Raw genomic sequence first — 22,274 nt, 5'->3', positions numbered from 1 at the left:
CCTTAAACTAGTCTTTATGAAATATATTTTAATAGCTGTATCTCTCCTTTTATTTACAGCTAAAGCCTCTGCTGTTCAACCTGTAAAAGAATTTTATGTATCTCTTCAAGGCAGGCTCGGAAATGACGGGAGCAAACAGTATCCCTTTAGTTCTCTGAATGAAGCAAAAGAAGCGGTACGAAAATACATCGAAAAGAATAGCGACACAGATATTAATGTATGGGTAAGAGGTGGAACATACGAATTGTTAAGCAGTTTCGAATTGAACAATGACAATTCGGGTTCAGAATCTTGTGCTATCACTTATCAATCTTATCCGGGTGAAAAAGTCATTCTGACAGGAGGACGGATTATTTCACCCAAAAGAGTAAAATCAATATCGAACAGTTCCACTAAGAACAGATTTACAGACCAATCAGTTGCAGATAAGATAAAAGTCATAAACCTGCAAGATTTAGGAATTACAGACTATGGTAACATCCAGATAACAGGATTCAGACGACCATACGTAAATGCAGCCATGGAACTGTTTATAAATGGGCAACCGTTCCATCTGGCAAGATACCCGAACAAAAGTCAAATACGGATACAACCCGATGAGGTTATAGATGCCGGAGTTATAAAAGCCGAAAAAGAGTTTTACCCCGGTACAATACGTTTCGATAAAAAAAGGCTCGCTCTATGGGGCGATGCACAAAATATATTTACCTGTGGAAATTTCAAATATGCGTGGGCAACCGACCAACTCAAAGTAAAAAGTATAGATGCAAATAGCGGAGAAGTAAGATTCGAAGACTCACACATGTTTGGTATTTCAGGAGAGCATAAATGGAATCAGTACTATTATTTCAATATCCTCGAAGAACTGGATGCTCCGGGTGAATATTATATCGATCATAAGAAAGGGCTGTTATATTTCTATCCTTTTTCTAAAATAAAATCGTCTGACACTATTATGGTATCTCTGCTCGAAGAACCGCTAATAGTTATGCAAAATGTAAACTACATCAGTTTCAGAAATATTGATTTCGAAGCAGGACGGGGAATCGGGGTATATATGGAAAATACAGAATCGAATAAAATAGAAAGCTGTACTATACGCAACATGGGAGTAGTAGCAGTTTCTATAGGCAAAGGAAGCAAACCCGCAACAATATACGGACATCCCGATGAAACGAATCCCTTTCTTCCCGGCGAAAAATTATCGGGAGGAATCGGCAGCCTTTATGATTACATATACGAAAATACCACCTTCAACCGCGACGGAGGAAAGAATAACGGTATCATCAACTGCCTGATCGAAAACACAGGATGCGGAGGCATCAGCATAGGAGGAGGCAATCGCCTAACATTGGAAAAAGCCGGAAATTATGTTTACAACTGTGAGTTTAGCAACTGCGGACGATTGGATTACTCTTACAAATCGCCTGTAAATATAGACGGAGTAGGTAACAAAATACAGCATTGCCAGTTCAATACCTGCCAGGCAACAGCCATCTATATACATGGAAACGATCACATCGTCGAATATAATGTCATAGACGGGGCATGTAAGTTTATGGACGACCAGGGAGCTGTGTATCTTGGACGAGATCCGTCGGAATTCGGAAATATAATCCGATATAATTTTCTGAAAAACATAGGTAATATAGGAGTCACCATGGGAGTGTATTTCGACGACGGGGCATGCGGCACGCAGCTATATGGCAATGTCTTTTACAAAGCCGGTACACGCAATGTTCTTGTAGGCGGTGGACAATATAACAAAATAGAGAACAATATTTTTATTGATGCCGAAATGGCGATACATCTCGACAATCGTCTGGAAAATTGGGCTAAGAACTCATTAAGGCCAAACGGTACATTCGAAATAAGAATGAATGCAATGAATTATAAACAATCTCCTTTTGCAAAAAAATATCCTGAAATGATTCGTTATTTCGAAGACAGCCCGGCTATACCCAAACATAACGATGTCAAGAACAATGTTTTTGTACGGATCAAACTAATCAATAACGGAAAAAAAGAATGGGGTCCCGTACTTGATCAAAATATGATCACCGACCAGGATATTGGATTTGCGGATTTTGCCCATCAGGATTTTTCTTTGAAAGACAATTCTATTGTTTTCGAGAAATTACCTGAGTTCAAAGCCATTCCTTTCAGTAAAATAGGTAGAATACAATAACCCTTACTCCTATCAAATTAACATGAAACACATATCATATATTATCTGCATTATACTTGCCTCAACATTCGTATGCGCCTGTAACAGGCAATCCGTAAAAGAAGACTCTCCTTCTCCCAACGAAGTCGGAACAAAGAGTGTACTGTCATTATCCGACACAACATGGAAATCACTCTCTTTACGTGAAAAGATCGGACAGCTCATGTTGATGCTTCCCGACAGAAAAAAAGAACTGCAACTCGGAGACGGTTCATTATCCGGTTTTTTCGAAAAATATCCGGTTACAGGTTTCTTTATGGGATGGAAATTATGGGATAGTGTACAACGTGACCAATATCTGGATCATATTCGAAAGACATGTGCGGAATATCAGCAAGCCAGCAAATTACCTTTAATCTTTCAGGAAGATTACGAAAGCGGCGTTACTTTACCCGGAATGACTTCATTTCCAAACGAAATGGCATTAGGTGCAGCCAATTCTACGAAACTGGCATATCAATACGGAAAAACCGTAGCACAAGAAAGCCGTTCGGTAGGAGTACAGTGGGTATTGCATCCCGTTGCCGACCTGAATATAAACCCGTTCAACCCCGTCACCAATACACGCAGTATTTCTGATGATCCGGATAAAGCAATAAGACTGCTGACCCAGCAAATAAAAGGGCTGCAAGATAACAGCGTAGCTGCTACAATAAAACACTTTCCAGGTGATGGCGTAGATTTTCGGGATCAGCATTTATTGACTACATGTAATTTTTTACCATATGATGTCTGGAAAAGACAACATGGAAAAGTATTCAAAGCCCTGATCGACAACGGTGTCAAATCAATCATGCCGGGACACATCACTCTGCCCGGTTATCAAAAAGAAAAGAAAAACGGGCAATACTTACCTGCAACCTTATCAAAAGAGTTGTTGACAAACCTGCTGAAAGGCGAAATGGGTTTCAAAGGTGTAGTAGTGTCGGATGCAATGGTGATGGGTGGTTTTCGGGGTTGGTATGATAATCAGCTGGAAGGAGAAATACAAAGTTTTCTGGCTGGAGTGGATATCCTGTTGTGGCCATCGTATGAGTTTATGGATACTCTGGAAGCACGAATACTAAGAAAAGAGATACCTGTTGAAAGGCTCAATGATGCTGTCAGCAGAGCATGGAATTTCAAAAAAAGCCTTGGATTGATGGATAGAAATCATCAGTTGATAGTACCCATGACTCCCGAAGAAAAGACAAATGCACTTTCTGTTTCGGAACAGATCTGCGAAAAAGCAATAACACTTATACATGACCGAAACAACGCACTGCCCCTTAAGAAGGATAAAGATAAAAAGATTCTGGTGGTTGGCGTAACTCCCATCAGCAGAAAAGGAGGAGACGCTTCTCTGACCAGAATAAAGTCGTTCAGCGACCTGCTCCGACAAAAAGGTTTTGAAGTAGACTTTCAGCATAATATTCTATACGAAACCCAAGGATGGACAGAAACTGCAACCACCCAATACGACCGCATACTGTTTTTAGTAGACCGGCATATGCATGCACCATTCGGACCTCTCGAATTTTGGGACGATGAAGCTCAAACTGTCTGGGGAATAAATGCAATGCCAAAAGAAAAACTTATTGTTATTTCATTAGGCAGCCCCTACTCTATCAATGAGTATTTCGAGCGGGTAAATACATGTATCAACGCCTATTCTAATACTGCCGTTATGCATAATGCGCTAATCAAAGCTCTGATGGGAGAGATTAAAATGCAAGGAACTTCTCCCGTCAATCTGGATATGCAAGGTAAGTTCAAATTATATTGATTTTAAGTAATATTTGTCGAAATGAAAAATACAATAAGTTGTTTTATTATCTGTTTTGTATTATCCGGTCTGTCCTTTTTAGTAAAAGGACAGACTACTCAGAACAATGATTTTACATCGAAAGAATTACAGATCAGGAACGGATTATCCAATTTTACGGAAAAAGTAAATAAAAAAGATTCTATCAGGGTTGCATACTTAGGAGGGAGCATTACGGAACAAAACGGATGGAGGAGGTACTCACTCGAATGGTTCAGACAATCATTCCCGAAAGTTAAGTTTATTGAAATAAATGCTGCAATAGGAGGCACAGGATCTGACTTTGGAGCATTCAGGCTGCAAGATCATGTGCTGAAATTCAAGCCCGATCTTGTGTTTGTCGAATTCGGGGTAAATGATAATGGTGTTGCTCCAGAACGAATAACCCGCTCTATGGAAGGAATTGTCCGGCAGATATGGTTAGACAATCCCTCAGCAGATATCTGCTTCATTTATACAATTATGGATGGATATATGCTAGAAGAAACGGTAGGAAAACTTCCGCAATCTATACAGATTATGGAAAAGGTTGCCACAAAATACTCTATTCCCTCTATCAATTATGGATACGAAATATGCCGCCGGGTTGAAAATAAACAGCTCATATTTACAGGCAAATCAGAAGAAGATAACGGTATTATGGTCTTTAGTCCCGATGGAGTACATCCTTTCCCTAATACAGGTCAGAAAATTTATCTAGATGTGCTTACCCGTTCATTTAAGAGGATTATGCAGAATTCTACTCAAAAAAATGCAAGACAGATACTACCTCAGCCAATAGATCCAAATTGCTTTGTCAATACACAGATGATAGACATTTCTGAAGTAAACCTATCAAAAGAATGGAAGATGCTGTCAATTAAAGACAATTCTCTCTTTTCTGAATTTACCAAATACGTACAAACAATCGGGCAGGCAGAACCTGATAGTAAATTGAATTTCAGATTTAAAGGAAGGTCGTTCGGTATATTCGATATTATAGGTCCGGGATCGGGAAGTATAGAAGTTACAGTGGACGGTAATGTAACAGATACAATTATGCGCTTCGACCCATACTGTACCTATTGGAGAAAGCACTATTTCGTGATAGATCAACTGAAAGATACAGAACACAAGGTATCCATCCGTGTATTATCCGACCAATTTGATAAAGTATCCATACTCTCTAGATTAAATCGTACAATGAAAGGCCCTCAACAATACAAAGAATACAATTGGTATGCCGGCAAAATTTTAATTGACGGCTCTTATAAATAATATCAATTTTAGTCGCCTAAATCTCAACTTAAGGTCTTAGACCCTTTTTATTAATCAATAAACGAGTTTACTATTTACGTCATTAAATACTTTCTGTCACTTATGAAAAAAACATTATTTATCTCTTTTATTTTATCATTGGGCTTACACTATTCGTATGCTCAGGAATACAAATCGACCTGGGAATCGATTGACAGCCGGCCTATTCCAGAATGGTTCTCGGAAGCTAAATTCGGAATATTTATCCATTGGGGATTGTACTCCGTTCCGGCATGGGCTCCTACAAATGGACCTGTATATGAAAAATATTCTGAATGGTATTGGGCCAGACAAAACCCAAGTGATAAACCTTTTCCTGCATTTACAGACTTCCACAATAAAATGTACGGAGAAAAAATAGGCTATACTGATTTTGTAAGCGGGTTTAAAGCTGAAATGTTCGATCCTGCAAAGTGGGCTGAAATATTTAAACAATCAGGAGCAAAGTATATTGTGCTGACCTCAAAACATCACGATGGCTTTGCCTTATGGCCTTCGGAACAAGCATGGAATTGGAATTCGGAAGAAGTGGGACCTCATCGCGACTTAGCCGGAGACTTATCAGAGGCGATAAAACAATCAGGAATGCACATGGGTTTTTATTATTCGCTGTACGAATGGTATAACCCGTTATATAAAAAAGACCTGCCAAAATATGTATCCGATCATATGATTCCCCAGATGAAAGATTTGGTTAACCGTTATCAGCCTGATATAGTATGGACTGACGGAGAATGGGAATTAACCAGCGATCAATGGAAAAGTACCGACTTTCTGGCATGGTTATATAACGAATCACCTGTAAAAAATACGGTAGTCGTAAATGACAGATGGGGCAAAGAAACACGTGGAAAACACGGAGGGATCTACACTACAGAGTATGATTTGGTGGGGGATCTGGCAGCCGATAGAGTAAAACCAGGACATCCGTGGGAAGAATGCCGGGGCATAGGAGGATCTTTCGGTTACAATCGGAATGAGAATCTCGAAAACTATGAAACATCCGAATCCCTGATACGGATTCTTATCGATAAAGTTTCGATGGGAGGCAACTTGCTGCTAAATGTAGGTCCTACTGCCGATGGACGAATTCCGGTTATTATGCAGCAACGATTAAAAGATATAGGGGACTGGCTTTCGGTAAACGGCGATGCAATCTACGGAACCCATGCTTGGAAATATACAGCTAAAGAAAAAAAGAAAGAACAAACCATATTCTTTACTGCCAAAGGCGATGATTTATATGTCATCATCACCCGCTGGCAAAATCAACCAATAAAAATAGAAGGTGTATCTAAAACTGATGCTGTGAACATGTTAGGATTCAATCGAAAAATTAACTATACTGTCTCTAAAAACAGTATAACAATTCATCTGCCGGAGGTTTCTCCTGCGGATAACTTAAGCAGTTATGCATGGGTATTTAAAGTTACAGGAGGAGCAAAATAAGGTTTCAAAACCTCTTGAGTTTACAATTAACCTAGATCTCATACCTTTTTATAGCTTTGGCTAACATAACAAACTGAACTTATTATAAGTTGAAAATGTATTATTAAATATTTTCTATTATTTACTATATGAAGACAAACTATATTTTCTTTATCTTTATCATAACATTCTTATCTACAATGGCATCCTGCGGTGAAGATAAGATTTCAGTCAAAAGCCCGAACGATAAGGTATCAGTTACGATAGATCTTACAGATAATCAATTGAGAATGAATATTTCTAAAAACGGAGATATTTCGTTATCCGATTGCTTATTAGGTCTGACAGTCGATAATACAGACATTGGTAAAGGTGCAGCAATCAACGGAAAGGTACTAGAGAAAACAATCAATGAAAGCTATCCTGTCTATGGCAACCACAATAAAGCCCTAAATCATTGTAAAGAAATTACTATACCGTTAAACAATAGCAAAATAAGCTATCAGATTCTTGTAAGAGTTTATGACGATGGTGTTGCAATCAGATACATTATACCTGGTGCAAAAGACAAAATGATCAACAATGATAATACGACTTTTAATATACAGGATTCCACGTTATGTTTTTGGGCTGATTACGCAGACAGCAATGAAGAATTGCACAAGGTATCTAAATTCAGTGAATTACCCGAAGGACAAGCGATTGTTGCTCCGATAACTGTCAAAACAGACAATGGCTATCAGGCATTCAGTGAAGCCGAATGCCTGAACTTTCCCGATATGAGCTGGATAAAACAAGGTAAAGGTATAAAAGCAAATTTTACCACTAACCCTCAAGGATGGAAAAACTCGGGAGATACAATTATCTCCCCATGGAGATGTGTTATTCTGGCAGATAATCTAACTCAGTTAGTCAATAGCGACCTGATAATCAATCTGTGTAAAGCTCCTCTCGACGGTACCAACTTCGATTGGGTCAAACCCGGACGTGTATTGTGGCAATGGTGGAGTGGAGGTGCACCTCAATTTGCCGATCAGAAAAAATGGTACGATGCAGCGGCAAGGCTTACCTGGGAATATTATCTGGTGGATGATGGATGGAGAGATTGGAAACAAGCCGGTAAAGATCAGTGGCAATGCCTGAAAGAAGTAATTGATTACGGTAATTCAGTTGGTGTAAAGAGTATAGTCTGGGTAAATTCCGAAGAAATGCGTGATAGAGAGGGCATTCGCTCTTATCTGACGAAAGTAAAGGAAGTTGGTGCAAAAGGCATTAAAATAGACTTCATTCCACCTGCTACTCCCGAGATTATGCAATGGTACGAAATAGCCCGTGAAGAAACATATAAACTCCAACTGATGTGTGTATTTCATGGTTGTGCAAAACCGACCGGATTACAAAGAACATGGCCTCACGAAATGACTAGGGAAGGTGTACGGGGCAATGAGTATCAGATAACACGTTATGACCGATTGATGCCCCAGGATCAGGATGTAATAGTTCCGTTTACTCGTTTTCTAGCGGGACCTGCTGATTTCACACCTGTTATATTCGAAAAGAAAGAGCTCAGAGGATATACTTGGGCACATGAGTTGGCACAGGCTGTAGTTTATTATTCGCCATTGACCCACTTTGCCGATAACTATATCAATTATCTCGACAACCCTGCAGAAGATTTACTGAGAGATATTCCTGTGGTATGGGACGAAACAATTGTACTAACCTGTTCGAAAATAGGAAAAGTCGTCGCCTTTGCCAAACGAAAAGGCAGTGAGTGGTGGGTTGGAGTGATGAACGGCAAAGAACCGGCAGATATATCATTTCCATTGGATTTTATTACAGACAAAGCTTCAGCAATTATTCTTTCGGATAAAGATAATGTCCCCGATACCTTTGCTCGTCAAGAAAAAACTATTCAAAAAGGAGACTCTGTATCTATACAGCTACAACCCGGCGGAGGATATGTAATGAAACTAAAAAACATCAAATAAAATGACTAAATTATTTTTATCCATACTAATTATCTGTTCATCCGTATGTATGGCTCACCAAAGCTCCATGCATCCTGATGCCCAAATACGTTATGTGAAATCACAGATAAAAGAGAAAAACGAGCCATATTACGGAACTTATCAACAACTGATATACACGGCTGATTCTCTTCTAAATGTTTCGCATCATGCAGTTGAGGATTTTTCCGTACCGGGCTTTTATTTCAATGCACAGGCACACAGAGCTAGTTCGGCGACTCTTTCCGGTGATGCCTTCGCTGCGTATGCATGTGCCTTATCCTACCGGCTATCGGGTAATCGAAAGTACGGAGAAAAAGCCTGTTACTTCTTAAACTCATGGTCTTCAATCAATAAAAAATATTCTGAATATGATGGCGAATTGGTTATGGCTTACAATGGTTCGGCACTACTGATGGCTGCGGAATTGATGTACGACTCAAATATATGGAAGGCTAAAGAAAAAGAACAATTCAGTTTATGGATAATCTCTGTTTACCGTAAAGCGGCGAATGCCATCCGAACCAAAGTGAACAACTGGGCAGATTGGGGACGTTTCGGATCTCTACTTTCCGCATCTTTTCTGAATGATAAAAAAGAGGTACAAACCAACATACAGCTGATAAAATCGGATATCACCCATAAAATAGCTCCGGATGGCAGTATGACAGAGGAAGTTAAACGGGAACGGAACGGAATATGGTATACTTATTTTTCCTTGGCTCCTATTACGGCTTCCTATTGGGTTATCTATAACCTCACAGGAGAAGATCTATTTACAACGGAAAAGAAGGGCAAATTAGTCAAAAATGCACTCGATTATCTGCTCTATTATACGGAACATCCCTCTGAATGGCCGTGGTTTAAGAACCCTGGAAATGGGGTTCGAGAACATTGGCCTGAAAATCTATTTCTGGCAATGGGAGGTATCTACAACGATAACAAGTATATAGAGTTTGCTCTGTCAAGAAATCCAGTGATACACCCTTATCACCATCACGCATGGACTTTTACAGCATTAATGCCGGTAAAGAAAAATTTCACCTTGTCCAAATAACGAAATTATGAAACACTATACAATTTTTATACTTTTCTTATGCTTTTGCATCACTGATACTATCCAAGGACAAGATTTTATCCGGATATGGAATACATCTAAGGTGCCGAACAGCAAGGGTATAGAAGTAACAGAAAAGATGAACGCAGAACTGATAGAACAGGTATCTGTTCCCGGAGTTTATGTATTCAAGCCTTCAAAGGCCGAAAATAAAGGTGTAGCTGTACTCATACTGCCTTCGGGTGGATATTCGGTTCTGTCATATGCTACCGGCTTTCAACTTGCAAAATGGTTTAATACCATTGGTATCACAGCTTTCGTTCTGAAATACAGATTGCCACACTCACCTGATGTTATAGAATCTTACAAAGCCCCCTTACAGGATGCCCAAAGAGCTATGAGATTAATCAGAGCCAATGCTGCAGAATGGGGATATGACAAAACTAAAGTCGGAGTGATGGGAGCTTCGGCCGGAGGACATATCGCTGCATGCCTTTCAACCATCACCGACAGTTGGTACGATCCTTCAGACTCTATCGACACGAACAGTTTTGCTCCTTCTTTTGCCATTTTGATATCTCCGGTTATATCCATGTCAGAAGGTACACATATTCCGAGTCGGAACACACTTTTGGGTAAAAATGCATCTCCCGAAATGATAGACAAACTTTCGTGCCAGCTACATATCAATGACCATACCCCATCCTCGTTTGTGATACATGCAGAAAATGATGAAACTGTATCTCCAATAAATAGTATATTGTATTTCTCCGGTTTATTGAAACACGGAATCAAAGGGTGTTCTCTGCATATATTTCCTCAGGGAGGACATAGTATTCGGGTAAGGAAAAATCCCGGAATTACCGGATTTTGGCCTGTATTGGCTGAAAAATGGCTGATCGAAACGGGAATAATTAATTAAGGTCTCAGACCTTTTTGTAACTAATGAGTAGACTAGTAAACAAGTCTAAAATGTGCATCAGTTCGTTTACTAGTTTACTTATATGTATAAGTAAATACTTTCTATTACTTAATAAACTGAACTATGAAACAAATTGTATTAGGATGTATTCTAATTACGGGACTTTATATGCCTCCGGGACTTCACGCACAAAAAGGGGATACAAGCATACGGCGAATGGAATGGATTAAATATCTTGATAAAATAAGTAACCCCGTAATGGCAAATCTGGCAAATAATCAGTTGCATGAAAAGATGCCTGTATCTGTACCGATTATCAGCGATGATCCGGTAAACCGAAAAAAAGTAGCTTATCTCGAAATTTTCGGAAGGACTCTCAGCGGCATCGCTCCGTGGTTAAATTCGGAAGGAGGTTCTGCTGAAGAAATTTCATTACGAAACCAATACCGTCAATGGAGCCTGCAAGCAATAGATAATGCGACAAATCCCTCTGCTAAAGATTATGTAGCATGGACTGCCCACATACCTCAACCGCTGGTCGATGCATCGTATGTGGCTCTGGCCCTGATCAGGTCGCCTTGGCTTTGGAATAACCTCAGTGCTAAAGTGAAAAAACAGGTAGTTGCTGCCCTCAAAGAAACCCGGGCTACTGTTCCTGTATATAACAACTGGATACTATTTACCTCAATGATCGAAGCATTCTTCTGTAAGTATGATATTCCGTATGATGCCGTACGTATTGATTATGGTATACGCGAGTTTATGGAGCACTGGTATGTCGGAGACGGGATGTTCTCGGATGGCATTCCGTTTAACATCAATTATTACAACAGCTATGTCATACAACCTTATATGAGTACAATTATGGATGTAATGATAGAAAAAACAGGGAGGTATAGGCAATATAAATCGAAATTGGATACGATTACTAAGCGATATGCCGAATTACAGGAAAGATGGATAAATACAGACGGTTCTTACCCTCCAACGGGACGGTCTATCGTATATCGGGGTGCAGCATTTCAGCATCTGGCAAACATGGCTTTGATAAAAAGATTACCGGCATCGATAACCGAAGGTCAGGTAAGAGCGGGACTTACTGCAGTAATCAGAAAAACATTGGATGCTCCGAACACCTTTTCATCCGAAGGGTGGCTCAATTTGGGAATATATGGCGATCAACCGGGCTTAGCTGATGAGTATAATAATACAGGAAGCCTGTACATATGCACCAACATTTTTCTGCCATTGGGATTATCGCCTGATGATTCGTTCTGGACTTGCGAAGATCAACCTTGGACTTCTGTAAAAATATGGTCGGGACAAGATGTCCAAAACGACCATGCTCTGGAATTAAGATAACAGTTCTTCCTCTATACAATTTTATCTAGGGTCTCAGACCCTTCTGTTGTAAAATTTTATCTATAGAGAAAGAAGGGGAAAACAGTTAACAGTCATCAGTTAGCCGTGATCAGTTAAAAAGAAAAAGTAACACCTGAAAGCGGACATAAAGGATGTAACTTTTGTAACCTTTTAACTATGATCAACAAGCAATAAACAATGAAAAGAAATTACGTCCTTCGGGCAGTTACAAGAGGAAAAAGTGACATCAGAAAAACGCACATAGATTTTGTAACCTTTGTAACCTTTTTGGAATTGGTTATTGTTCATTGATAACTGACACGGTCTCTTTTTTAACTTTAAAATACTGAAATAAAAAATGAAAATACAAATTGTAATATTCTTATGGATAAGCGGCATAGTGTTATGTGCCCAAAACAAAACAGTAGACAAATCTCTGCTTCCAGCTATCAATAAAAGGCTTCATTTTGCCGTAGAACAGGAAATAAAGATGGCTCAAAGCGTACAGGACAAGTCCGGCAAGTTTCCGGTTACTGTCGACAAAAAAGGAGATCTGGTATTATGCGATACAACTTCATGGACATGCGGATTTTTCCCCGGTACATTGTGGTATTTGTACGAATACTCGAAAAATGAGCAGGTGAAAAAATATGCACAAATGTTCTCCGACCGTCTCGAAGGAATGCAATATGCGACTAATACTCATGATATCGGATTTATCATTTATTGCAGTTATGGTAACGGATATCGGTTGACTGGCAACACCGATTACAGAACCAAAATAGAGAAAGCCGCCGAAGCCCTTTGTGTCAGGTTCAATCCGGTAACAGGCTGTATAAAATCATGGGACAGAGGTGAGAATATCTATCCTGTGATCATAGATAATATGATGAATTTGGAACTGTTATTCGAGGCATCCAAGCTAACAGGCAACAACAAGTATCGGGATGTGGCGATTACCCATGCGAATACAACTCTGAAGAACCATTTTCGTAACGATGCCAGCTGCTATCATGTAGTATTCTATGATCCGAAGACAGGGCAAGTTACTGCCCGTAAAACACGTCAGGGATTTGCCGATGAATCGGCATGGTCACGAGGTCAGGCTTGGGCATTATATGGCTATACGCTCTGCTATCGCGAGACTAAAGATCCTGCATATCTGAGTCAGGCACAAAAAATAGCATCCTTTATACTGAATCATCCACGTCTACCCGAAGACAAAATTCCTTATTGGGATTTTGACGATACAAAAATACCCAATGCCGAGAGAGACGCTTCGGCAGGAGCGATTATCAGTTCGGCCTTGATGGAGCTGAGCCTGTATGTACCTCAGGATGAAGCAAAAAGATATTTGGATATAGCTAAAAAACAGCTGGTATCGCTGTCTTCTCCTGCATATCTGGCAAAAGATGCTTCTAACAGAAACTTCCTGCTCATGCACAGTGTTGGTTCTATGCCCGATGATATAGAAGTAGATGTTCCGCTCTCATATGCAGATTATTATTATCTGGAAGCTTTGATCCGCTATCGTAAACTGATACAAGGTGTATCTCTGTTTTGAGTGAATTGTAAAAAATAGACGAACATGCAAACGAAATTAATATTGTTCTTAATGCTATTGTCAGCATGTACAGCTTCTTCGCAAAACAAATCCAATTTCGAACCGGATGATAAAATCTCATCCGGTACATTTATCAACGATATTTGTTTGCCACATAAACTGTACATGCTGAGCGATATCCGTAATAATCTGTTTGTAGAACCTTTGATCAAACGCTGGCGTCCTTACAACGATGTCGTACGATTTGGCGGCAGTACTCATTATACCCGAAAACTTCAACGTGTGGCAAGTATCGATTCTCCTGTAGATGGAGATACCATGCTGCTGCAACTGGTTAATACGGACAAATTCGAAACGATAAAAAACATAACTTCTGTTATTGAAACAGGCAGACCCGGAGTCGGAAAAGATACGGTAACAATCTCTATTATAGGAGATAGCTTTACGTACGGTGCTTTCTTTAAGGATGCGTTGATTACTAAAGGTTATGTTCCAAAAATCAGATTAGTGGGCTTACAGGAAGTAGACGGCTGCCTCGGACAATTCGACGAGGGCCGCCCCGGATGGACATTGCAGGGCTATTTCAAAATAAGCAAAGAGAAATCGCAAGCATACAATGGCTTTTGGCAACCCGAAGGTAATTTCAGATATTGGGGATCTACGGCATATTGGCAATTGGTGCATAATGTCAATCGCTTTCCCGATAAACCATGGAAATCGACAGATATCTTTTTCACTAAACGGTTTTATAAACAAGCAGCCTTGTTCGATCAGCATTCAGGCTATAAACTGCATCCAGAGAAGAATGATATTATGTTTGATAACACATTAGAACAATTCGTCGAATTCGATGGTAAAGAGTGGATAAAGACTGAATATGAAAGCTATCATTGGAGCTTCGATTACGGAAAATATTTGTCGATGTGGAAGCTGAAATCCCCGTCTATCCTAGTCGAGTTTCTGGGTTTAAACGATTTTCGGGATTTTTCGAATCCTGCAACGATCAATTTCGACACATGGAACAATCAAATTGAGTTGATGGCTAAATCGTATTTGAAAGCTGTACCCAAAGGCCGGTTTGTGATAATGATTCCCCAATCGACCTGCGGAATACTGGACAATATGGCCGGCGACTTCACCCTAAAACAGAATGCCTGTATGTGGCAGTTACGCAAGAATATTATTGATATATTTGACAGAAGAGAAGCCGATCGTATGTATGTAGTTGATGCTGCCATTGGCATTGATAATCAGGACGGATACAAATTCATTACTGACGAAAAATATACTCTTCCTTATTCGGAATATCCAGACATTCATAAGATTGATGTTCAATGGGGCAATCCACATCCGTACCCTAATTATCCGGTAATGGGAATACCTCTTGCCGCTTTTATCCAAAAGTACAGATGAGTAAGAAAATGGTCGAGTTAAATAGACTCGACCATTTTCTTAGATTACATCAATTTTTCAGCTTACTCATTCCAAATACCATAATTATGATAAAGCACACTAATGGAATAAGAAAGCCGATAGCCATAGTCCATGTATCAGCAATGTATCCCATTAACATGGGAACGATAGCACCTCCGGCAACAGCCATCACTATAAGAGATGATCCTTTCTCGGTATTCTCGTTTAGTCCGCTTATGCCTACAGCAAAGATAGTCGGATACATAATAGACATAAAAAAGTATGAACCAAACAAGCAGACTACAGAGGTCATCCCCAGTCCCATGATCACAACTACCATCAGCAATATATTGATGAAGGCATAGATAGCCAGCAGCTTCTTCGGTTTAAAGAATTTCATGATATAGCTACCCGATATGCGCCCGATCATAAACATGCCCATGCCCCCAAAAGCCAGTATCTGAGAAGCTTGCAGGTGTGAAATATCCGGTCGTACTTCTATCACATAGTTGATAAAGAAACTACCGATTCCGGTTTGTCCCGCAACATAGAAGAACTGGGCTATCACAGCAAATATAAACAAGGGATGCTTAAGCAAGTCCCGATAGCTGCCTTTGCCATCCGAAGAGTGAACAATATCATCATCTGTAATCTGAGGCAGTGGTGTACGAACAAACAAGACAGTTATGAGCAAAACAACAATGCCAATGCCCATATAAGGTGTAGCCAGAGCGGCGAATGGATCTCCTTCGTCTGAAAAAATCAATAAACCGCCAACCAAAGGACCGAGTATCCACCCAAGACCATTAAACGACTGAGCAAGATTGATACGCCGGGCTCCGGATTCGGGTGGACCTAATATCGTTGTATAAGGATTTGCCGCCGTTTCCAGACAAGTGAGTCCGCATGCAATCACAAAAAGAGCGATCAGAAAAGGAAGAAAAGTCTTGATCTGTGTTGCCGGATAAAACAGAAATGCTCCGACAGCAAATACCAGCAAGCCAAATACAATACCCTTTTTATATCCGTATTTCTTGATGATCAATCCGGCAGGAATACCCATTACGAAATAGCCTCCATAAAGAGCAAACTGAACCAAAGCCGAACGAGCTTTCGATATTTGAAGTACTTCCTGAAAATGCGCATTCAGTACATCAAGTAGGGCATGAGCAAATCCCCAGAGAAAAAACAGACTTGTAACCAGAATAAAAGGTAATAAGTAGTTCTCGCCTTTTTTCCCTCTGAAGATAGATGTGTTTCCAGTATTATTTTCCATAGGTTATATTTTTCATTATTGAGGTCACAGACCTATTTATTGCTTTGGCAAGTATGACAACCTCAGATTGTTATAACTTGAAGATATACCATTAAATATTTTCATTTACTTAAAAATTTTAGTATCAAAATCTTGACTACTCCTTCCGGGGAAGGTAACTAGTCAGAGAAAAAGTATTATATATTACCTGTCGGGCTTCCTCCCACCCTGATAACTCATTATTAGCGATGGCCTGCTGTACGATGTTACCAATAGCAGTACTCTCGGTCAGCCCTGTTATAACCTCTATACCTAAAATATCGGCAATACATTGGTTTAGGAACTGATTCTGACTGCCACCTCCCACAACAAACAACCGATTATATTTCTTTCCTGTTATCTGCTGCAGGCAATCCATTACATCCCGATACTTAATAGCCAACGACTCAAATATACATCTTACAAACTGTCCTTTGGTTTCGGGTTCGGGCTGATTGGTATTCCTGCAATAATCCTGTATAGCTTTGATCATCGACAAAGGATTAACAAAGCTCGGATAATCGCAATCGATCGTACTTCTGAATACAGGACTATTCTTACACTCTTCGAGCAAATAATCATAAGAATAGATAATTCCTTCATTAGTCCGCCATTCATCCAATAAGCGCTGTAATAACCACAGTCCGGTAATATTCCGCAGGAATAATATCTTTCCGTTTGCACCTCCTTCATTCGTAAAATCCGCAAGTCTCGCCTGATCGGTAAGTATAGGCTTATCTGTTACAACGCCTAACAAAGACCAGGTTCCGGAACTTAGAAACGCCCAGTCTTCACCTTCTTCGGGTATCGCTGCAATAGCACTGGCCGTATCGTGTGAAGCCACAGAGAATACTTTCAGGTTTTCAGCTCCTGTTTCAGTAGATAAACTGGGACTTAGATTACCCCAAAAAGAAGATGGCTGTATGATATCCTGCATGAGCAAAGGTGATATCTCGAGATGATTGAATATCGATTGTTCCCATCCTCCCGAAGTTACATTCAACAGCTGCGAAGTAGATGCTATAGTATACTCTGTATGTGATATACCTGTCAGATAATGATTGATAAGATCCGGCATAAACAATATTTTTCGAGCTATTGATAATAATGGGCTCTTGCTTTTGATCATACTCAGCAGTTGGAATATTGTATTTATTTCCATTGCCTGAATACCTGTCATGGAATACATATCTTCCTTCGATATAAGTTCTTCCATTTCTTCGCACATACCTCTTGTACGTATATCCCTATAACAAACAGGATTTGATAATAACATACCCGATTCATCCAGCAGCCCAAAGTCTACCCCCCATGTATCCACAGCAATACCTTTCAGTTGGTATCCTTGTATTATTGCCTGACGAATACTCTCTTTTACATTCGTCATCAAAGTCAGAAAGTTCCAATATAAAGTATCATTCAATTTTACAGGAACATTCGGAAAACGAAAAACCTCGGTCAGTTCTATTTTTCCGTTGCTGAACGTACCGGCAATAGCCCGACCGCTTCCTGCTCCCAAGTCTATAGCCAGATATGACATGCTTTATAGTATTAGATTTAAGGTTTACGATTTCTTTCCAAGTATATAAATCTCGAGATCTCGAATCTCATCATCAGAAAGGGTCAGATAATTCCCTTCGCCTGCATGTACAATTATGCTGCAAGCCAGTTCAAAAAACACGGCTTTTTGAAAAGCATCATCAAAGTCTTTGCCGCAAACTGCTTGTCCGTGTTTGCTCATCAGTACACAATCATGCTCTTTCAGAGCATTGGTCACAGCCTCTGCCAATTCTTTCGAACCAGGTCGAAAATAAGGAATAACAGGAATTTCGCTGCCGCAATAACACGGAACTTCGGCTATTATATTAAAGCTTTTTGGCTTATTCTTCATGCAGGAGATTGCTGTTGCGTATTTTGATTGAAAATGCAAAACAACATTCATGTCCTTGCGTTCACGTAAAACTCCCAGATGAAAAACGCTCTCCATAGAAGGCTTCGGCCCGTCAATACGTATCCCTGCAGATATATCGCATACTGAGATATTATCTTCGGAAATACGGGGCAGCCACGATCCTGTTCCCGATACCATAGCTACATTATCTTCAATACGCCACGATAAGTTTCCGCTGCTGCAAAGCTGCAATCTCTCCTTTCCAACCCGATGGGCTTGTTCTATAAATTTATCTATCTGTGCTTTTGTTGCCATAGTATATTTATGGTTTCAGACCATTTTATTATTATTTCAGTTTATTATATATATTACTTACTTCAGACTTTCATCCAAGGAAAAAATCCGCTCGACCAGCTCCCATTTTTCATCGGAACGCCTGCCATCAGCCGTTATTTGAAACTGAGAAACAAAATCCTCCCATTCAGACTGCCTTTCATAGCCGGCCAATTTTCCGAAAGATTCATCCCAATTAAAATCAACCGGTGTTTCGAGTATCATAAAGGCGGTATCATTTATCACATATATTTCCATATCGATAATTCCGGCTCTGCGGATACCTTCGGGGATCTCTTGCCATATATTACGTCTATCATGCCAGTATTTATACTGATCCACCGTTTCTTGATTCAGTTTCAGAAACTGGCAGAAGCGTTTCGTTACTCCTGCCGGATTTCTCGGATATCCTTTTTTTAGATCTTCAGCCATTCTTTACTGTTTTGAGGTCACAGACCTTTTTGTTTTAAAAACTCCAGCTTCAACTCTGAACTTTCAATTCAGCCTAAAAGGTTACAAAGGTTACAACATCAACACACAATTTTCGATGTTACTTTTTTCCTTTTTGGTTTTGTTAACTGATCACTGTTAACTGATTTCAAAGACCGCTTTGCCTATAGATAAAAAAGAAGCAATAAGCTCTGAAAACCTATTTTTTGTAAAGAGGTCCGTATGCCTGACATGCTCTGAAATCAGAACCTTCCTTATCCATACCAAACGCCGACCACGCCGCCGGACGATAAATATCGTCTTCGCAAACATTGTGCATACAAACCGGAATACGAAGCATCGAAGCCAATGTGATAATATCGGCGCCTATATGTCCGTAACTGATGGAACCGTGATTTGCACCCCAGTTGTTCATCACCGAATAAACATCCTTGAAGTTCGGATCTTCAGTCAACCGAGGAACAAACCATGTTGTAGGCCATCCCTTGTCTGTGCGGTCATCCAAAATTTGATGTACTTTCGGATCAAGGTCAACTGTCCATCCTTCGGCTATCTGCAATACAGGTCCTAAGCCTTTAATCAGATTCAGACGAACCATTGTACAAGGCATCTCACCTTTAGTCAGGAATTTAGAAGAAAAACCGCCGCCTCTGAAATACTCCCTGTTGGCAGGAACCCATTTGGTAGCATCCAGACAAGCCTTTGCTTCCTTCTCCGATATATTCCAAAATGGTTTCATGGCAGGTTTTCCGTTTGCATCCTGTTGTTGAGCGGAACCATCCAGAGTTGCAGCACCCGAATTGATCAAGTGTATAATTCCTTCGGATGCAGCACCCGTTAACTTTTGTCCGGTAACACGTTCTACAGCTTCGGGACTCCAGTAAGTACGTACATCGGCAAATATCTGAGCTGTATTTGTTAACAGATATCCGAATAACATAGCAGTACCATTCAGAGCATCATTTTCCGTAGCAAGTACATAAGGCGCACGGATTCCTGTCCAATCGAATGACGAGTTCAGAATAGCTTCCGCAAAATCCCCGTTTGGATAAAAATCCGTCCATTGCCGCTGTCCCTGAAAACCGGCTGCAATAGCATTATGACCTAAGGCTTCTTCTCCGAATCCCATTTCTTTCAATTTAGGATTACCATTCATCAGGTCACGGACAATCAGAGCCATTTTTACTACAAATTCCCAATCTTTGTCTTTCGCTGCTCTGTCTTTTTTCAAGTCTTCGCGGTTGCATATATCTTCGTTTTCGGCGCAATTAGCCTTCGTCCAAGCTAATGCTTTTTCAAACTCTTCTTTATCATATATACCTTCGGTCATACGGCGGATTATTTCCACTTCGTCAACACCCTCACAGCGCATCCCCAGATAATCTTCGAAGAAATCGGTATTCACTATCGAACCGGCAATACCCATACATACAGCTCCTATCGACAGATAAGATTTTCCTTTCATGATAGAAACAGCCAGACCTCCCTTTACAAAACGGATGAGTTTGTCTTTTACATCCGATGGAATTTCTTTTGTTCCGGCATCCTGAACATCGTGCCCGTAAATACCGAATGCAGGCAAGCCTTTTTGTGCATGGCCTGCCAGTACTGCTGCCAGATATACTGCTCCGGGACGTTCTGTTCCGTTAAAACCCCAAACCGCTTTTACGGTATGCTGTTCCATATCCATCGTTTCGCTGCCGTAACACCAGCAAGGAGTAACAGTTAAGGTAACGCCGACTCCTTCTTTGCGGAACTTTTCGGCACAAGCAGCACTTTCCGCTACACGACCTATGGTAGAATCTGCAATAACACATTCAACAGGAGTTCCATCCGGATATTTTAATGTAGATGTTAATAAATCGACTACGCTCTGAGCCATTCCCATTGTTTGAGATTCGAGCGACTCTCTTACTCCGCCCATACGTCCGTCGATTGTCGGGCGGATACCTATTTTAGGCCATTGCCCCTGAAATCTTTTTGTTTTCATCATATTTATAATTTAGGTTACAAGGTCTTATACCCTTTTTCAATCTGCTTATTCTCCTTTGTTTCAAAAATAGAAGAATAAGTCATATCTCACTTTCATTTTTTCGACAGATAAATAACAGATTATCGATATTATGTTTTTTAACACATAATATCGATAATCTTACATAAATGTGATAAATTATCCGTTTTTTAAGGTCTCAGACCTTTTTATTGACTTTGTAAGTATAAATACAACAAATAATTATCGCTTCCAGGCGACCATATAATACTTTCTTTTACTTATTATTAATGCGAAGACCTATTATTTTATCTGATTATAAACACTATATTTATCAACCCTTAATAATCATCTAAAAACGATATATACTATGACAAGCAGTACTTCAAATCCTGATCTTGTACTTCTGAATATCGGTTATTCGGAGTTAAATGCTAACTGGAACTGGAAAGATATCTACAGCCCCTTTGCTCGTATATATTATGTAGACAAAGGCATTGCCCGAACCAAGATAAACGGATATACTTTCGATCTGAAACCCGATCATCTATATCTGACTCCACCTTTTACACTCCATGACGATGAATGCGATAGCTACTTTTCGCTTTATTACATTCATTTCTATGAAAGCACAATCAATACAGCTACCATATTCGATAAATATAATTTTCCGGTAGCGATCAGAACTTCTCCGCTAGACAGTGAACTTATCAAACGGCTGCTAGCTATAAATCCCGAGAGGAATCTGAAGTTTTTCGATCCTCAGTTTTATGATAATCCGCCTACATTTTCGCAATACAATGCAGAGAATGACAAACTGCCGCTACATTCGATGATCGAAACTCAGGGGATTCTGTCTCAACTGATATCTCGTTTTTTAGCGAGAAGAACCGAAAAACTCGAGAGTAAAGATTTACGAATAAATATAGCTTTGCAGTATATCCATGAAAACATACACAATAATATTCAATTAGATAATCTTTCTGATTTATTACATATCAGCAACGATCATTTTATCCGCATATTCAAATCCGAAATGAAGTATACTCCGTTGAAATACATTACAATGAAGAAAATAGAAAAAGCTCAGTTGTTATTGCTAACCACTAATCTTTCAGTAAAAAACATAGCTTACGAACTCAGTTATGACAACATCTCCTATTTCACGAGATTATTTAAGTCCTACACAAATAAAACCCCTGTAGAGTACAGGAGTAATTTTAGTCAGTAAAGA

The 22,274-nt window shown here is 39.8% G+C and carries 16 protein-coding genes; 11 read left to right on the top strand and 5 right to left on the bottom strand.

Features of this window, described 5'->3' with window-relative positions:
- The first annotated feature begins 16 nt into the window (after positions 1-16).
- From K322_RS0104035 to K322_RS18490, 10 genes are all read left to right on the top strand, one after another.
- Positions 17-2,188 (top strand): right-handed parallel beta-helix repeat-containing protein, encoded by a 2,172-nt coding sequence (locus tag K322_RS0104035; RefSeq protein WP_026625732.1) that lies wholly within the window; start codon positions 17-19, stop codon positions 2,186-2,188.
- A gap of 22 nt (positions 2,189-2,210) precedes the next feature.
- Positions 2,211-3,992: a glycoside hydrolase family 3 protein gene (locus K322_RS0104030; protein WP_026625731.1), complete on the top strand. Its 1,782-nt coding sequence runs from the start codon at positions 2,211-2,213 to the stop codon at positions 3,990-3,992.
- A 21-nt stretch (positions 3,993-4,013) separates the two neighbouring features.
- Positions 4,014-5,288 (top strand): SGNH/GDSL hydrolase family protein, encoded by a 1,275-nt coding sequence (locus tag K322_RS18500; RefSeq protein ID WP_051290624.1) that lies wholly within the window; start codon positions 4,014-4,016, stop codon positions 5,286-5,288.
- A gap of 102 nt (positions 5,289-5,390) precedes the next feature.
- Complete coding sequence (locus K322_RS0104020) at positions 5,391-6,776, top strand: alpha-L-fucosidase (RefSeq protein WP_026625730.1); 1,386 nt, start codon at positions 5,391-5,393, stop codon at positions 6,774-6,776.
- Positions 6,777-6,904: 128 nt separating this feature from the next.
- Entirely contained in the window at positions 6,905-8,746 is a 1,842-nt protein-coding gene (locus K322_RS0104015) for a glycoside hydrolase family 97 protein (RefSeq protein WP_026625729.1), read from the top strand.
- A 1-nt stretch (position 8,747) separates the two neighbouring features.
- A complete protein-coding gene (locus K322_RS18495; RefSeq protein ID WP_051290623.1) occupies positions 8,748-9,821 on the top strand; it encodes an alginate lyase family protein in 1,074 nt (357 codons plus the stop codon).
- 7 nt (positions 9,822-9,828) lie between these two features.
- A complete protein-coding gene (locus tag K322_RS0104005) occupies positions 9,829-10,743 on the top strand; it encodes an alpha/beta hydrolase (protein ID WP_026625728.1) in 915 nt (304 codons plus the stop codon).
- A gap of 123 nt (positions 10,744-10,866) precedes the next feature.
- Positions 10,867-12,105: a DUF2264 domain-containing protein gene (locus K322_RS0104000; protein ID WP_026625727.1), complete on the top strand. Its 1,239-nt coding sequence runs from the start codon at positions 10,867-10,869 to the stop codon at positions 12,103-12,105.
- Between the two features lie 358 nt (positions 12,106-12,463).
- Positions 12,464-13,669, top strand: coding sequence for a glycoside hydrolase family 88 protein (locus K322_RS0103995; protein ID WP_026625726.1), 1,206 nt, complete (start codon positions 12,464-12,466; stop codon positions 13,667-13,669).
- Between the two features lie 24 nt (positions 13,670-13,693).
- On the top strand, positions 13,694-15,082 hold the full coding sequence (locus K322_RS18490; protein WP_157279382.1) for a hypothetical protein: 1,389 nt from the start codon (positions 13,694-13,696) through the stop codon (positions 15,080-15,082).
- Between the two features lie 49 nt (positions 15,083-15,131).
- Here the strand turns inward: K322_RS18490 and K322_RS0103985 are convergent, their stop codons facing one another.
- From K322_RS0103985 to K322_RS0103965, 5 genes are all read right to left on the bottom strand, one after another.
- A complete protein-coding gene (locus K322_RS0103985) occupies positions 15,132-16,358 on the bottom strand; it encodes a sugar MFS transporter (protein ID WP_026625725.1) in 1,227 nt (408 codons plus the stop codon).
- A 136-nt stretch (positions 16,359-16,494) separates the two neighbouring features.
- A complete protein-coding gene (locus K322_RS0103980; RefSeq protein ID WP_026625724.1) occupies positions 16,495-17,916 on the bottom strand; it encodes a rhamnulokinase in 1,422 nt (473 codons plus the stop codon).
- A 24-nt stretch (positions 17,917-17,940) separates the two neighbouring features.
- Entirely contained in the window at positions 17,941-18,582 is a 642-nt protein-coding gene (locus K322_RS0103975) for a class II aldolase/adducin family protein (RefSeq protein ID WP_026625723.1), read from the bottom strand.
- A 57-nt stretch (positions 18,583-18,639) separates the two neighbouring features.
- A complete protein-coding gene (locus K322_RS0103970) occupies positions 18,640-19,032 on the bottom strand; it encodes an L-rhamnose mutarotase (RefSeq protein WP_026625722.1) in 393 nt (130 codons plus the stop codon).
- 217 nt (positions 19,033-19,249) lie between these two features.
- Entirely contained in the window at positions 19,250-21,040 is a 1,791-nt protein-coding gene (locus K322_RS0103965; protein ID WP_026625721.1) for an L-fucose isomerase, read from the bottom strand.
- Between the two features lie 370 nt (positions 21,041-21,410).
- On the opposite strand from K322_RS0103965, the gene K322_RS0103960 reads away from it, so the two are divergent.
- Positions 21,411-22,271, top strand: a complete 861-nt coding sequence (locus K322_RS0103960) for an AraC family transcriptional regulator (protein ID WP_026625720.1) — start codon at positions 21,411-21,413, stop codon at positions 22,269-22,271.
- The last annotated feature ends 3 nt before the right edge of the window (positions 22,272-22,274 follow it).

Source organism: Indolivaga capnocytophagoides DSM 22835, assembly GCF_000426485.1.
GTDB classification, from domain to species: Bacteria; Bacteroidota; Bacteroidia; order Bacteroidales; family Dysgonomonadaceae; genus Dysgonomonas_A; species Dysgonomonas_A capnocytophagoides.
Note: the sequence above shows the minus strand (reverse complement) of the source record. Positions and strands in the feature narration are given on the sequence as shown.

What these genes read in the sequence shown, in the direction of transcription:
- K322_RS0103965 (WP_026625721.1), bottom strand. Translation starts at nt 21,040, where the DNA reads ATGAAAACAAAAAGATTTCAGGGGCAATGGCCTAAAATAGGTATCCGC.
- K322_RS0104035 (WP_026625732.1), top strand. Translation starts at nt 17, where the DNA reads ATGAAATATATTTTAATAGCTGTATCTCTCCTTTTATTTACAGCTAAA.
- K322_RS0103960 (WP_026625720.1), top strand. Translation starts at nt 21,411, where the DNA reads ATGACAAGCAGTACTTCAAATCCTGATCTTGTACTTCTGAATATCGGT.
- K322_RS0103985 (WP_026625725.1), bottom strand. Translation starts at nt 16,358, where the DNA reads ATGGAAAATAATACTGGAAACACATCTATCTTCAGAGGGAAAAAAGGC.
- K322_RS0104005 (WP_026625728.1), top strand. Translation starts at nt 9,829, where the DNA reads ATGAAACACTATACAATTTTTATACTTTTCTTATGCTTTTGCATCACT.
- K322_RS18500 (WP_051290624.1), top strand. Translation starts at nt 4,014, where the DNA reads ATGAAAAATACAATAAGTTGTTTTATTATCTGTTTTGTATTATCCGGT.
- K322_RS0103995 (WP_026625726.1), top strand. Translation starts at nt 12,464, where the DNA reads ATGAAAATACAAATTGTAATATTCTTATGGATAAGCGGCATAGTGTTA.
- K322_RS0104020 (WP_026625730.1), top strand. Translation starts at nt 5,391, where the DNA reads ATGAAAAAAACATTATTTATCTCTTTTATTTTATCATTGGGCTTACAC.
- K322_RS18490 (WP_157279382.1), top strand. Translation starts at nt 13,694, where the DNA reads ATGCAAACGAAATTAATATTGTTCTTAATGCTATTGTCAGCATGTACA.
- K322_RS0103975 (WP_026625723.1), bottom strand. Translation starts at nt 18,582, where the DNA reads ATGGCAACAAAAGCACAGATAGATAAATTTATAGAACAAGCCCATCGG.
- K322_RS0104015 (WP_026625729.1), top strand. Translation starts at nt 6,905, where the DNA reads ATGAAGACAAACTATATTTTCTTTATCTTTATCATAACATTCTTATCT.
- K322_RS0103970 (WP_026625722.1), bottom strand. Translation starts at nt 19,032, where the DNA reads ATGGCTGAAGATCTAAAAAAAGGATATCCGAGAAATCCGGCAGGAGTA.
- K322_RS0104000 (WP_026625727.1), top strand. Translation starts at nt 10,867, where the DNA reads ATGAAACAAATTGTATTAGGATGTATTCTAATTACGGGACTTTATATG.
- K322_RS0104030 (WP_026625731.1), top strand. Translation starts at nt 2,211, where the DNA reads ATGAAACACATATCATATATTATCTGCATTATACTTGCCTCAACATTC.
- K322_RS18495 (WP_051290623.1), top strand. Translation starts at nt 8,748, where the DNA reads ATGACTAAATTATTTTTATCCATACTAATTATCTGTTCATCCGTATGT.
- K322_RS0103980 (WP_026625724.1), bottom strand. Translation starts at nt 17,916, where the DNA reads ATGTCATATCTGGCTATAGACTTGGGAGCAGGAAGCGGTCGGGCTATT.